Here is a 12,968-nt window from a genome sequence, read left to right on the forward strand (position 1 = left end):
CGCGCCGCGAGTCGGGCCGCCTCCCGCGCGGCATCGATACACCGCACCTGCATCGAGATCGTAGTGAGCCCGGCCACGCACAGCACCAGAACCACCACCAGTGCGGCGATGGCGAATGCCGCCTCGACGGTGCTGGCACCGCGATCACCGGTCAGACGTTGGTGTTCAGCGCGCGGTTGATGATGTTCGTCAACGCGGTCACGATGGAGTCGCCGGTGACGACCGTGTAGAGAATCGCGCCGAACGCCGCGGCGGCGATCGTGCCGATGGCGTACTCCACGGTCGACATGCCTGTGTCGTCGACCAGCAGCAGCGCCATGCGCACCTTTAGTTCGCGAATCACATTGCCCATCAGAAGTTTTCCCTTCGATCGAATATTCGGACAGTTCGCGGGAGGTCATGTCAGACCCGACCGCAGTACGTCACCCGCCAGGCCCGCGACGATCGGCACGATGCCGAGGCACACGAAGGCAGGCAGGTAGCACAAGCCGAGCGGCCCGGCGATCAGCACCGAGGCTCGTTGCGCCCTCGCATCGGCGGCCGACGCCGCATCGTGGCGCGACTGGTCGGCCAGGTCGGCAACGCCCTGGGCAAGTGCAGCGCCGGACATGGCCGACCGCCGGGCCAGCCGAAGAAGGGCCTCCCCGTGCACGTCGAGAGGAAGATCGGAATTCGACCACGCCGCAACGGGATCCGCACCCAACGCAAGCATGTCCGCGGCCCGGCCGAGCACCGTGGAAAGCAGGCGCGGCGCCGATGGCGCGGCGGCGGCCGCCGCGGAAGACACCGCCATGCCCGAGGTGAGGCAGGCGGCGAACACGTCGAGCGTGGATGCGACGGCCAGCGCATCCGAGTCGCCCGGGAGCGAAACCGGCACCGCCGGGGTGGGGACCGCCACGCGGTTCCGCGCCCGTGACGGGCTGCCGGCAACCAGCAGCGCTGTCGCGAGCAACAACGCCGCTGCGCTCATGCCCCGGCTCCCGCTCGGGTGCTCACGAGAGCGCCCGGCCCGTGATGCGATCCGACCACACCAGCCCGCAGCAGGCCAGCGTCACCCCGGTGACCAGCAGCCAGCCGCCGGCACCGCGCGACAACAGGAAGCTCAGCGGGTCCGCACCGATGAGTTGGCCGAGGCCGATGCCGAGCACCGGTAGTCCGGCCAATACCGCCGCCGTCGTCCGGGCACCCGCCATTCCGGCATCGACACGGGCCGAGAACCTTTCGCGCTCAACGATGTCGCGGTGCGCGGCCCGCATCAGCGTCGCGATCGCCAAGCCGTGCGTCTGCGCCAGCCCCCAAAACAATGCCAGCCGCTCCCAGTGCGCGGGCAGCCGCGATGATGCGGCGAAACTGCGCAGCCCGGCCGCCACATCGGCACCGAGGCGCGCTCGTGCCGCGACCGCGCGCAGGCCCTTCGCAACGGTGCCGTCCGCCTCGCCCGCCGCGACGTCGAACGCGACCACGGGGTGCGCGCCGACGCGCAGCTCACCGATGAGGACGTCCAGCGCGCTCTGTAAGAAGGCCCCTTCCGCCGCGCGAGCGCACCGGGCGGCCGACCGTCGCCGGCGCAACGCCAGCGTGCCGACGAGGATGCACACGGCGAGCGCGGCCGCGACGGGCAGCACCAGCGACATCGCGGCGAGTGCGACGGCCATCACCAGTGCGGGAAGCCGGCGACGAGTGGCTGGCGCGCGGTGCAACCGATGCCGCGACGGTGCCACCATAAGTGCCAACGCAAGCGCCAGCGCCGCGATCGTCACAGCGCGCTCCGCTCGTCCAGCAACCGCATCAGATCGTCGGCGCCGCTTCGGAATCCGCCGGCGGCGTGCCACGCCGTCGCGACCCCGACCAAGCCGTTCCCTTCGCGGCGCAGTACCGCGATTTCATCGAGCCTGCGCTGACCGGATCGATCCCGACCGACGTGTAACAGCACCTGCACCGCCGCCGCGAGTTGACTGTGCAACGCGAAGCGGTCGAGACCTCCGAGCGCTGCGAGCGCCTCGAGCCTGGCGGGGACTTCCGCGGGATTGTTCGCATGTACGGTGCCCGCGCCCCCGTCATGACCGGTGTTGAGAGCGGCCAGCAGATCGACCACCTCGGCGCCCCGAACCTCACCGACGATGATCCGGTCCGGCCTCATCCGTAACGCCTGCCTCACCAGGTCGCGAACGGTGATCTCGCCCACCCCTTCGATATTCGCGCATCGCGCGACCAGTTTCACCAGATGCGGATGCTGCGGTTCCAATTCGGCGGCGTCCTCGACGCAGACGATGCGTTCGGCGGGTGACACCTCGCCCAGCACCGCGGACAACAACGTCGTCTTGCCTGCGCCGGTGCCGCCGGAGACCAGGAAGGCCAGCCGGGCCGCGATGATCCTGTCGAGCAGCCCGGCTGCCTCAGCGGCGATCGCCCCGGCCTTGGTGAGCGACGCAAGATCCTGTGTGGCGGGCCGCAGCACCCGGAACGACAGACACGTACCGCCGGAGGCGATCGGCGCGAGCACCGCGTGCAGCCGGACGGTGAACCGATCCGCGGTCACGCCGGTCAGCTGGCCGTCGACCCATGGCTGCGCTTCGTCGAGTCGACGGCCTACGCTCGACGCGAGCCGCTGCGCCAGCCGCCGCACCGCGTCCTCGTCGGCGAACCGGATGGAACTGCGCCGCAACCCGTTTCCGTCGTCGACCCATACGGCGTCGGGTGCGGTGACCAACACATCCGTAGTTCCTTGCGCGCGTAGCAGCGGCTCCAAGATGCCGACGCCGGTCAGCTCCGTTTGCAGCATCCGCAGGTTGCTCAGCACCTCGGTGTCGCCGAGTACCCCGCCCGACTCGGCTCGGATCGCGGCGGCAACGACCTTGGGATGAAGGGGTGCCGATTCGGCCGCCAACCGCTCACGGACGCGATCGATCAACGAGACGCTCATGCGACGTCCGCCAGTGGATGCCGCGCCAACACCGCCAACACCCGCCGCGCCGCGGCGGTCATCGGTGAGCGATGACCGATCCGCAGACCGCCGCGCTCCAGCATCGCCGCGAGAGGGGGTTGTGCTCGCATGGCCGCCAGAAGCGGCAGTTCGACGGTGCGCGCCACATCCACGGGTCGCAGCCCGGCCGGCGAAGGCCCGCGCACGACCAGACCGACGTTCGGGTTGATTGCGCTCAACGCCGCTGCGACGGCGGTGGTCGCGGCGCAGCCCCGGATATCCGCGGTGGTGACCAGCACAACCAGATCCGCCGTGTCGACGGCGAATTCGACCGCACGCGTCAGCCGCCTGGGTAGATCGCAGACGACCGTGGCGCCGCCACGTCGCCCTGCATCGACCACCGCGGCCAGCGGCCCAGGCTCGACGTCATTGCCTCCGCGGACACTCGACAACACGCTCAACCCACCGATGCGCGGCAGTGCCTGCCGCAACGCGGCAAAGTCCAGACGGCCGTGTTCCAAGGCCAGATCGGGCCACCTCAACCCGGGCTTGTCCTCACTGCCTGCGACTAGATCGATGCCGCCGCTCCACGGGTCGGCGTCAACGAGGAGCGCGTCACGCGCGGATTGCGCGAGTGCGGTGGCGAACAGCGACGCCCCGGCGCCGCCGCGGCCTCCCATCACCGCGAGCACCGCGCCCCTGCGATCGGCGTCGCGGCCGCCGGAAGCAGCGGCCTCCGACAGTGCGGCGACCAGTTCGGCCTCGTCGGCAGGCAGCGTCATGACGCGGTCGGCGCCGACGGCAATGGCGCCATGCCAGTCGGCGGCACCCGGTTCCGCGCTGCTCAACATGATCACGTGGGTGCGCCGAGGCAGCGAGGGCGCCGAACATCTGCCTGCACCGGCAGCGTCGAGCAGCACTGCCGAAGCCCCCGTCCACGCCTGCCGGCTCGGCGGTTGCGCAACATGGACGACGGCCACGCCCGCAGCGGCGGCGACACGGTCGACGTCGTCGCGCATCGCCGTTTCGGCAAGCATCGCGAGTACGCCGGCACGACCGTTCATGTGCCCACAATGCGGGCGCTATCCGGCCGGGCGCCAGAGCCATTGCGCGTTCTGTGGATCAAGGCTGGACTGTGAATAGAACGTGTTGCAACACACACAGCGAAAACGCGATTCCGCAACGTAACCGGACTTGCCCACTTATCCGGACAACGAAAGGGGCCGGAAAAAGGGACGACCCCCGCCAGGGGGGGAGGAGGCGGAGGTCGTCGTGTATCAGCCCCGGGGGGTCGGGCTGATGCACACCCGGCATAAGCCGAGTAATCCTCACTATACACACGGAAAGGCCGAGAGGCGCAAGTACCGGTTGCTCCGGGAAAGCACTCGATTGGGCCGGCGAAGTGCAGGCATCGGCACCTGTTGTGAACTGCCATTTTGGACGCTTGACCGGTTGCAGTCGTTGAGCGCGCCCTATGCTGGGCGCTGTGACCGCAACCGATCCGGCGGCCGCGCTGGGCGTTGTACCGCAAACGCAGCCGAAGACCGGGCAGCCCGTTCGCACTGCGGCGTTCTTCGACCTCGATAAGACGGTAATTGCGAAGTCAAGCACGCTGGCCTTCAGCAAACCCTTCTTCGACCAAGGGCTAATTAACAGACGGGCCGTACTGAAGTCCACTTACGCCCAGTTCCTGTTCCTCATGTCGGGTGCTGACCACGATCAGATCGACCGCATGCGCAACTACGTCACCAACATGTGCGCCGGCTGGGATGTGGAACAGATCAAGTCGATCGTCGGGGAAACGCTGCACGACATCGTCGACCCGCTGATCTTCGCCGAGGCCGCCAACCTGATCGCCGACCACAAGCTGTGCGGACGCGACGTCGTCGTCGTCTCGGCATCGGGCGAGGAAATCGTCGGCCCGATCGCCAAGGCCATCGGTGCCACCCACGCGATGGCGACCCGGATGGTCGTCGAGGACGGGAAGTACACCGGCGAGGTGGCGTACTACTGCTTCGGCGAAGGCAAGGTGCAGGCCATCCGCGAACTGGCCGCCCGCGAGGGGTACGCGCTCGAACACTGCTACGCCTACTCCGATTCGATCACCGACCTTCCGATGCTGGAAGTGGTCGGCCACCCCACCGTGGTGAACCCCGACCGGGGACTGCGCAAAGAGGCGGTATCGCGCGGCTGGCCCGTGCTGACCTTCTCGCGACCGGTGCCGCTGCGCGACCGCCTTCCAGCACCGTCCGGCGCCGCCGTAGCGACCACCGCCGCCGTCGGTTTGACCGCCCTGCTCGCCGGCGCACTGACCTACTCGCTGCTGCGTCGCTTCGCTTTCTGACCGCGATCACTTCGTTTGGTGATCCGACTGTGTGTAGTAGCTGACGGCCGGGCGGTAACGATCAAATCTCGCGAGCGATTCACCCTTGCTGTGACTCCGGCCACGGAGTACAAAGGAGACACGGAAGCCTGATAAGGCCAAGCTCGAGCCGGAAGAGAAGGCTTGATCTCCCGAACGCAGGCTACCCAGCACGGATCCCGGCACCCACGCGGAGCTAAAGCCGCGTAATAGGCAAAAGTGTTGCGGGCCTGCGTAATTGCGAAAAGCGGACGGTCACGACGGCCCCTTGGGTGGGGCTGCAGCTGTAGCGCATCGCACGGACGCCGAGGCCACCCACGCACACCCAACCAGCACGCTTGGTAACCGGAGTCCGTGCTAGCGGGCGACGAGCCGAACCAGTTTCGGAGCGTCGCCCGCTTTCGCTTTGCTGCGCCGTTATTTCGCGGCGGCCTCCGCGATCGACAGCGCCTCTCTCGCGCCGGCCCGAAGGGCTTGGCAACTCAGCACCAACCACGCGGCCAGACCTTCGGGCGTGCCGGACGCGAATCCGCGCGCGGCGGCCCGGTAATCACCGGACTGGCGCATCCAGAACACCTCTGGAACTCCGAGACCGTGCGGATCCAACCCGCTGGCGATCGTCACCAACCGCGACACGCCACGGGCGACGAGCCCGTCGGCCGTGCCGAACGGTGCCAGCGTCAACAGCTCTCCGTGGGCGACCGCCGCCAGCACGGTGGCGGGTACGTCCGATTTGCCGGTGACGAGCTCGACCACCATTTCCAGCCGCGGCACGACCTCCGCCTCGGCCCGCGGGCGACCGAGCCGCTCGTCGTCCACGAGATCCGCTGCGGCCAGGGCGTGCAGCCGCGCCAGGGCCTGCATCGGCGCCTTCTGCCAGACACCGACAAGCGCCGTCGCCCCGCCTTCCAGTGCTTCCGACACCCGAAGGGCGCCTGCCAGCAGCGGATCGGACTCGCCGGTTTCGGGCAGCTGCAACGCCGCGCCTTCGAGCACCGACGATGCCCTCGCGGCGCGGAGCGCGGCTTCGGCGGCCGTGGCGGGCCAGCCCCGCAGGTTGGTGCGATGGCGGTGCGCCTTGCCCAACGCCTCCCGGGCTTCCTCGCCTGCTGCCGCCACGCCGGGCAGTTCTGCCAGCGGAGCAAGCGGATGAGACGTCACCCGGGCCAGGCTAGCCGCGTGCATCGGGTGACTAGGCTCACAGGCATGTCGCAGACCCACGCCGAAGGGCCAACCACATATCCCCCGTCCGACGACTTCGCCGCCCAGGCCAACGCGACCGCCGAACAGTACAGCGAGGCCGAAAGCGACCGGCTGGCGTTCTGGGCGGAACAGGCCAACCGGTTGTCCTGGGACAGACCGTTCGACGAAGTCCTGGATTGGTCGGACGCCCCGGTCGCCAAGTGGTTCGTCGGCGGCAAGCTCAACGTCGCCTACAACTGTGTCGACCGCCACGTCGAGGCGGGCAACGGAGACCGGGTCGCGATCCGCTGGGAAGGCGAACCCAAGGACGACAGCAGGGACATCACCTACTCCGAGCTGCTCGCCGAGGTGTCCAAGGCGGCCAATGCATTTACCGATCTCGGCCTGGTGACCGGCGACCGGGTGGCGATCTACATGCCGATGCTGCCCGAGGCGATTGTGGCGATGTTGGCCTGCGCGCGGCTGGGCGTGCTGCACTCCGTCGTCTTCGCAGGGTTCTCCTCGACGGCACTGGCTGCCCGCATCGAAGACGCCGAGGCCAAGCTGGTGATCACCGCCGACGGCCAATACCGGCGCGGCAAGGCCGTATCGCTCAAGGAGTCCGTCGACGAAGCCGTTGACGGGCAGAAGTCAGTCGAGCACGTTCTCGTGGTGCGCCGCACCGGAATTGACACACCGTGGACCGAGGGCCGCGACTTGTGGTGGCACGACACCGTCGACAAGGCGTCACCCGAGCACACGCCAGAGGCGTTCGACTCGGAGCACCCGCTGTTCCTTCTGTACACGTCGGGCACCACCGGCAAGCCCAAGGGCATCATGCACACCTCGGGCGGCTATCTGACCCAGGCGTCCTATACGCACTACAACGTGTTCGACGTCAAGCCCGAGACCGATGTCTATTGGTGCACAGCGGATATCGGCTGGGTCACCGGCCATACATACATCGTGTACGGGCCGCTGTCCAACGGTGTCACGCAGGTGGTCTACGAAGGCACCCCGAACTCGCCTGACGAGCACCGGCATTTCGAGATCATCGAGAAGTACGGTGTCACAGTCTATTACACGGCTCCAACGCTGATCCGGATGTTCATGAAGTGGGGACGGGAGATCCCCGACGCCCATGATCTGTCCAGCCTGCGCCTGCTGGGGTCGGTCGGCGAGCCGATCAATCCCGAGGCATGGCGGTGGTATCGAGATGCGTTCGGCGGCAATCGAACTCCAATCGTAGACACCTGGTGGCAAACCGAGACCGGCGCAATCATGATCTCCCCGCTGCCCGGAGTGACGGCGGCAAAACCCGGATCCGCGATGACGCCGCTGCCGGGTATCTCCGCGAAGATCGTCGACGAAGACGGCAGCGAACTGGTGCCCGGCGCCGACGAGGCCGAGCATGTGACGGGCTATCTGGTGTTGGATGAGCCGTGGCCGTCGATGCTGCGCGGCATCTGGGGTGATCTCGAGCGCTTCAAGGAGACGTACTGGTCCCGCTACGCCAAGCAGGGTTGGTACTTCGCGGGCGACGGCGCGCGGGTCGACACCGACGGCGACATCTGGGTGCTCGGCCGCATCGACGACGTGATGAACGTGTCGGGCCACCGGATCTCGACCGCCGAGGTCGAATCGGCTCTGGTCGGTCATTCCGGTGTGGCCGAGGCGGCCGTCGTCGGCGCGAATGACGAGACGACGGGACAGGGCATCTGCGCGTTCGTCATCCTGGCGGCCAACACCCCCGACAACGAAGGCATGGTCGAGGAGTTGCGCGAGCAGGTCGCCAAGGAGATCGGAAAGATCGCCCGCCCACGCGAGATTCACGTTGTGCCCGAATTACCGAAGACCCGCAGCGGCAAGATCATGCGTCGGCTGTTGCGCGACGTCGCCGAGGGACGCGAACTCGGTGACACGTCGACGTTGGTGGACCCGGGCGTCTTCGAGGCGATCCGGGCGGGCAAGTAGCGGCTACGCCGCAGGCGGTGCGCTGTCGACCGGGACGAAGCCCGACCCGGGCCGGTTCTTGGCGACGATGTCGGCCAGCTGCGTGTTGATCGACATGGCGACCGCAGGCGTGTGCAACGGGATGTACTTGATCACGCAGGTCGGCAGGTCTTCGGCGAAAGCGCCGTGGATCATGCCGACCAGCCGGTTGTTGACGGTAACCGGCGCTCCGGAGTCGCCGGGCTGACCACACACCTGGCTGACGATGGTGCCGGGCTCTTCGCCGGCTCCCCAGACGACGCCACACGAGTAGCCGGTGGTGCGGCCGAGCTTGCACGCGACGTCGCCGGTCACCGGGTCGGGGCCGATGCCGTCGATCTGGAAGTTGTCGACGTTGTTCACCGGCCTGACCTTCTGCGGATCGAACTGGATCACGGCGTAGTCGAGGGCGTCGTTGCCCGCCACCATCGTGCCGAGCACACCGTTGGCGTCGGCTCCTTCGGCGCCCACCTGCGCACCGGGGCCACCGCAGTGCGCAGAGGTGAACCCGATGAGGTTGCCGCGGTTGTCGTTGCCGATCGCGGTCAACGTGCACAGCGTGTCTCCGTTGACCACCAGGCCGGAACCACCGCCCAGTGCAACCGGCTCGTCGGCGTGCGCAACCGGTGTCGTCGGTGCCAGCAGGGCGGCCGATACCACGACCGCCGCCGACAAACGCAGGAGCAAGCGGTGTGCGGTCATCAAAACCAATCCCCTCATCAACGCCCCGACCCGCCTACTCAACAGAGACGGTCAGTCTAACGTTGCGCCGGGATCGTTTAGCTCGTCGGCACATGGCAACATGAGCGACGACCGATACCGAAGCGGGGAGGACCGTCCATGAGCAGTGGCGACCGCAAGAATGGCGTACCGACCACCGTGACCTCGATACCGCTGGTCGACCCGCACGCACCCAAGCCCGACCCGTCGATCGGTGAGCTCGTCAAAGACGCGACCGCACAGGTCTCCACGCTGGTGCGCGCCGAGGTCGAACTGGCCCGCGCCGAAATCACCCGTGACGTCAAGAAGGGCCTCACCGGCAGCGTCTTTTTCGTGCTCGCCCTCGTGGTGCTGTTCTACTCGACGTTTTTCTTCTTCTTCTTCATCGCCGAACTCCTCGACACGTGGCTGTGGCGGTGGGTCGCGTTCCTGATCGTGTTCGGCATCATGGTCATCGTCACGGCGGTACTGGCCTTGTTCGGCTATCTCAAGGTGCGACGCATCCGCGGCCCGCAGAAGACCATCGAGACGGTCAAGGAGATTCCGGACGCGTTGACGCCGGGTCACGACAAGACCAAGGCGCTGAGTTCTTCTGCGGACGCGAGGAGCAGGGAAGTTTCTGCGGACGCGACCGCGGACCCGTCCGGCTGGTAATGGCTCACGGAGCCGCGCCGGCGGCGACATCGGGCGTCGGAGCCGCACCGGCGGCGACATGAGTCGGAGCCGCACCGGCGGCGACATCGGCCGGGTGCCCGACCCGTCGATCGTCCGCATCGACGGTCCGTGGCGCCATCTGGAGGTGCATGCCAACGGCATCCGGTTCCATGTGGTGGAGGCCGAGGCCAGGGCGAACGAAACATCCGAGCCGATGACCGAGCGGCCGTTGGTGATCCTGCTGCACGGGTTCGGCGAGTTCTGGTGGTCGTGGCGGCATCAACTGCGCGGTCTGCGCAACGCCCGTGTGGTCGCGGTGGATCTGCGCGGATACGGCGGCAGCGACAAGCCGCCGCGCGGCTACGACGGTTGGACACTCGCCGGTGACACCGCAGGCCTGGTCCGCGCCCTCGGCCATCCGTCGGCGACGCTGGTCGGTCACGCCGACGGTGGTCTGGTCTGCTGGGCGACGTCGGTGCTGCATCCGCGCATGGTCCGCGCGATTGCGGTGATCAGCTCACCGCATCCCGCCGCCCTGCGCTCGTCTGCGCTGACCCGGCGCGACCAGGGGCGGGCGCTGCTGCCGTGGATGTTGCGCTATCAGGTGCCGACGTGGCCCGAACGCGCATTGACCCGTCACAACGCAGCTGAGTTGGAGCGGCTGGTGCGTAGTCGTGCCGGCGCGAAATGGCTTGCCTCAGATGATTTCTCGGAAACCATCTCATACATGCGCCAGGCCATCCAGATTCCCTCCGCCGCTCATTCGGCATTGGAGTACCAGCGCTGGGCGGTACGCAGCCAGCTGCGCAGCGAGGGTCGCCGGTTCATGCGTTCGATGAAAGGGCCGCTGGCCGTGCCGATGTTGCACATCCGCGGTGACGCCGACCCGTACGTGCTGGCCGATCCCGTGAACCGCACACAGCGGTACGCGCCGCACGGTCGCTATGTATCCATCGCCGACGCGGGACATTTCGCTCACGAGGAAGCGCCGGAGGCAGTCAACGACCAGCTATCACGGTTCCTCGAGCAGGCCTGAGCCGATCGTCAGGCGTTGACGCACGCACCGGTGGCTACCGGCGTGGTGTTGCCGATTCTGCCGAGCTGGTGGCCGACCTCTCTGGCGGTCAGCACGAAGCCGGTCTCGGCATCGTCGACCGCCGCACCGAAGACCACTCCGAGGACCCGGCCTTGCCGATCGATCATCGGACCACCCGAATTACCTTGCCGGACAGTGCCCCTGATTGTGTAGACCTCGCGATCGACGGTCTTGGTCTTGTAGATGTCGGGGCCCTTGAGCTCAATGGTCTCGCGTACCCGCGCAGGGGTGGCCTGGAAGTCGCCGCCGCCGGGATAGCCGAGCACCAGTGCGTCCGTTCCACTCTTCGCCGGCTCCTGGGCGAACGGCAGCGGCGCCGACGGCAGACCCGGCACGTCGAGGATCGAGATATCGGCGTCGGGATCATAGGAGACCACCGTGGCGTCGTAGGTTGCGCCGTCGGCCTCGACCGTCACCGTCTCGGCTCCGGCGACAACGTGTGCGTTGGACATCACCCGGTTCGGCGCGACGACGAAACCCGTTCCCTCCAAGACCTTTTGGCAGCCGGGCGCGACGCCACGGATCTTGGTGATGCTTGGCCGCACGGCGGCGACGACGGGGTCGTTGATCAGCGCGGCGTCCGGCGCGTCGACGTTGGCGATCGGGGTGCGGCCGAACGGCTGCAGCACATCGGGCAGACCGGACGTATCCAGCAGGCCCTTGAGCCGGTTGGGCACCGCCTTCAGCCAGGGCGGCGCGACCGAGTCGACCTGGCTCAGCACCTTCGATCCGCGCACCGCCGCAGCCAGGTTCGGCTGGTTGGTAGACGTGAGCGGGGTCGCCAGCAGATAGGCCACCACCGCCACGGCCAACACCATCACGCCGACGCCGATCACCGAGTCGAAGAGACGCACCGTGCGGCTGCGAATCGCACCCCGCACCGCCCGGCCGAGCACAACGCCCGCAATCTCGCCGATCACCACCAGTCCAAGGATCAAGAACAGCGTGATGAACAGCTGCGTACGTGTGCCCGTGAAGTGGGTGACGATGTGCGGCGCGAGCAGCACCCCGGCCACGGCTCCCAGCACCACGCCGATGAAAGACAGCAGCGACCCCAGCGCCCCCGAACGCCATCCGGAGATCCCGGCGACGAATGCGACCGCCAGAACAGCCATGTCGAGCCACTGCGACGACGTCATAATCATGCCTCCCCGCCGGTGCCATCATGACTGACGAGGGTCATCGCTTGGTCCAACTCCCGCACGTCCTCGGTGTTCCAGGGCTGCGCCCACCCCGCCACGTCGAGCATCGCGGAGATCACCTGCCCGGTGAAACCCCAGACCAGCATCTGGTTCAGCAAGAAGGCAGGCCCGGCGAGGCGCCGCGTGTTCTGCTTGCGGTACACCATCAGCCGGTTCTCGGGGTTGATGAATGCGCGCACCGGTACCCGCGCCACGATCGCCGTCTCCGATGGGTCGACGACGGCGACCGCCCCGGGGTCCGGCGAGTAGGCGAGGACCGGCACGACGTGGAATCCCGACGGCGGGATGAACATCTTCTCCATCGTGGCGAGCGGCTGCAGGCGGCCGGTGTCGATGCCGGTTTCCTCGTTGGCCTCACGCAGCGCGGTGTGTATCGGACCGTCGTCGCCGGGATCGGCCGCTCCGCCGGGAAACGCGGCCTGGCCGGCGTGATGGCGCAATGTCGACGCCCGGACAGTCACCAGCAGGTCGGCATCGTCGGGAAGTCCGCCGTTCGGGGAGTCCTGCGGACCCGAGAAGAGCACCAGCACGGCGGCGTCGCGACCCGCGCCGGTCAGCGCGGCCTTCGCGTTGGCCGCGGTCACCATCGCCAGCAGTTCCGCGGGCACCCGTCGCCGATACGCCCGTTTCACCGTGTGAGCGTTGTCTACCAGCGGCTTCAGCCAGGCCGGAGCGGCGTCGGGAGCCAGCGGACTCCGTTCGCTCTCCGAGCTCACCCCGGCACTCCTATCTGTGGACCGACCGCAGCGGCGATGTCGTCGGCACTGGCGAACGATCGCGGCAAGATCTCGGCAACGCTACCGTCCGGGCGCAGCACCACGGTTGCGGGCATCACAT

14 protein-coding genes and 1 pseudogene are annotated in these 12,968 nt (G+C 67.8%); 4 read left to right on the forward strand and 11 right to left on the reverse strand.

The genetic code is table 11. From position 1 onward, the window contains the following. From QOC76_RS24065 to ssd, 6 genes are all read right to left on the reverse strand, one after another. Positions 1 to 155, reverse strand: a 155-nt coding sequence (locus tag QOC76_RS24065; RefSeq protein WP_526361168.1) for a TadE family type IV pilus minor pilin, incomplete at its 3' end; no start/stop codon positions are given. Next, a complete protein-coding gene (locus QOC76_RS24070) occupies positions 152 to 352 on the reverse strand; it encodes a DUF4244 domain-containing protein (RefSeq protein ID WP_526361144.1) in 201 nt (66 codons plus the stop codon). The genes QOC76_RS24070 and QOC76_RS24065, both read right to left, overlap by 4 nt. A gap of 45 nt (positions 353 to 397) precedes the next feature. After that, the gene (locus QOC76_RS24075; RefSeq protein ID WP_526361146.1) at positions 398 to 970 is read right to left on the reverse strand and encodes a type II secretion system F family protein; all 573 of its coding nucleotides are present in this window, start codon (positions 968 to 970) and stop codon (positions 398 to 400) included. Between the two features lie 22 nt (positions 971 to 992). After that, entirely contained in the window at positions 993 to 1,760 is a 768-nt protein-coding gene (locus QOC76_RS24080; RefSeq protein ID WP_526361148.1) for a type II secretion system F family protein, read from the reverse strand. Next, complete coding sequence (locus QOC76_RS24085; protein ID WP_526361150.1) at positions 1,757 to 2,923, reverse strand: TadA family conjugal transfer-associated ATPase; 1,167 nt, start codon at positions 2,921 to 2,923, stop codon at positions 1,757 to 1,759. The genes QOC76_RS24080 and QOC76_RS24085 overlap by 4 nt, the downstream gene beginning before the upstream one ends. Then, complete coding sequence (gene ssd / locus QOC76_RS24090; RefSeq protein WP_526361152.1) at positions 2,920 to 3,987, reverse strand: septum site-determining protein Ssd; 1,068 nt, start codon at positions 3,985 to 3,987, stop codon at positions 2,920 to 2,922. The genes QOC76_RS24085 and ssd overlap by 4 nt, the downstream gene beginning before the upstream one ends. Before the next feature lie 422 nt (positions 3,988 to 4,409). Here ssd and QOC76_RS24095 point away from each other — a divergent pair, with 422 nt between their 5' ends. Continuing rightward, complete coding sequence (locus tag QOC76_RS24095; RefSeq protein WP_526361154.1) at positions 4,410 to 5,267, forward strand: HAD-IB family hydrolase; 858 nt, start codon at positions 4,410 to 4,412, stop codon at positions 5,265 to 5,267. A gap of 435 nt (positions 5,268 to 5,702) precedes the next feature. Here the strand turns inward: QOC76_RS24095 and QOC76_RS24100 are convergent, their stop codons facing one another. Further along, positions 5,703 to 6,446, reverse strand: a complete 744-nt coding sequence (locus QOC76_RS24100) for a Fic family protein (protein ID WP_526361156.1) — start codon at positions 6,444 to 6,446, stop codon at positions 5,703 to 5,705. A gap of 45 nt (positions 6,447 to 6,491) precedes the next feature. Between QOC76_RS24100 and acs the strand changes: the two genes are divergently transcribed. After that, positions 6,492 to 8,441: an acetate--CoA ligase gene (gene acs / locus QOC76_RS24105; protein WP_526361158.1), complete on the forward strand. Its 1,950-nt coding sequence runs from the start codon at positions 6,492 to 6,494 to the stop codon at positions 8,439 to 8,441. 3 nt (positions 8,442 to 8,444) lie between these two features. Here the strand turns inward: acs and QOC76_RS24110 are convergent, their stop codons facing one another. Continuing rightward, positions 8,445 to 9,164, reverse strand: coding sequence for a S1 family peptidase (locus QOC76_RS24110; RefSeq protein WP_526361170.1), 720 nt, complete (start codon positions 9,162 to 9,164; stop codon positions 8,445 to 8,447). 135 nt (positions 9,165 to 9,299) lie between these two features. On the opposite strand from QOC76_RS24110, the gene QOC76_RS24115 reads away from it, so the two are divergent. Further along, positions 9,300 to 9,833, forward strand: a complete 534-nt coding sequence (locus QOC76_RS24115) for a phage holin family protein (RefSeq protein ID WP_526361160.1) — start codon at positions 9,300 to 9,302, stop codon at positions 9,831 to 9,833. Between the two features lie 58 nt (positions 9,834 to 9,891). After that, positions 9,892 to 10,869, forward strand: a complete 978-nt coding sequence (locus tag QOC76_RS24120; protein WP_526361162.1) for an alpha/beta fold hydrolase — start codon at positions 9,892 to 9,894, stop codon at positions 10,867 to 10,869. 8 nt (positions 10,870 to 10,877) lie between these two features. On the opposite strand, the gene marP is transcribed toward QOC76_RS24120, so the two are convergent. The 3 genes and pseudogenes from marP to QOC76_RS24135 form a co-directional block, all read right to left on the reverse strand. Next, positions 10,878 to 12,068: an acid resistance serine protease MarP gene (gene marP, locus QOC76_RS24125; protein ID WP_526361164.1), complete on the reverse strand. Its 1,191-nt coding sequence runs from the start codon at positions 12,066 to 12,068 to the stop codon at positions 10,878 to 10,880. Positions 12,069 to 12,070: 2 nt separating this feature from the next. Next, positions 12,071 to 12,847: an NUDIX hydrolase gene (locus tag QOC76_RS24130; RefSeq protein ID WP_526361166.1), complete on the reverse strand. Its 777-nt coding sequence runs from the start codon at positions 12,845 to 12,847 to the stop codon at positions 12,071 to 12,073. Next, positions 12,844 to 12,968 (reverse strand): annotated as a pseudogene (locus tag QOC76_RS24135) (TlpA family protein disulfide reductase); the annotation flags it as partial. The pseudogene QOC76_RS24135 and the gene QOC76_RS24130, both read right to left, overlap by 4 nt.

The sequence above is a fragment of the Mycobacterium sp. genome (assembly GCF_032159565.1).
Taxonomy (GTDB): domain Bacteria; phylum Actinomycetota; class Actinomycetes; order Mycobacteriales; family Mycobacteriaceae; genus Mycobacterium.

Bases quoted from the DNA above. Each gene is read 5' to 3' on its own strand.
- QOC76_RS24070 (WP_526361144.1), bottom strand. From the start codon at position 352: ATGGGCAATGTGATTCGCGAACTAAAGGTGCGCATGGCGCTGCTGCTG.
- ssd (WP_526361152.1), bottom strand. From the start codon at position 3,987: ATGAACGGTCGTGCCGGCGTACTCGCGATGCTTGCCGAAACGGCGATG.
- QOC76_RS24115 (WP_526361160.1), top strand. From the start codon at position 9,300: ATGAGCAGTGGCGACCGCAAGAATGGCGTACCGACCACCGTGACCTCG.
- QOC76_RS24120 (WP_526361162.1), top strand. From the start codon at position 9,892: ATGAGTCGGAGCCGCACCGGCGGCGACATCGGCCGGGTGCCCGACCCG.
- marP (WP_526361164.1), bottom strand. From the start codon at position 12,068: ATGACGTCGTCGCAGTGGCTCGACATGGCTGTTCTGGCGGTCGCATTC.
- acs (WP_526361158.1), top strand. From the start codon at position 6,492: ATGTCGCAGACCCACGCCGAAGGGCCAACCACATATCCCCCGTCCGAC.
- QOC76_RS24085 (WP_526361150.1), bottom strand. From the start codon at position 2,923: ATGAGCGTCTCGTTGATCGATCGCGTCCGTGAGCGGTTGGCGGCCGAA.
- QOC76_RS24075 (WP_526361146.1), bottom strand. From the start codon at position 970: ATGAGCGCAGCGGCGTTGTTGCTCGCGACAGCGCTGCTGGTTGCCGGC.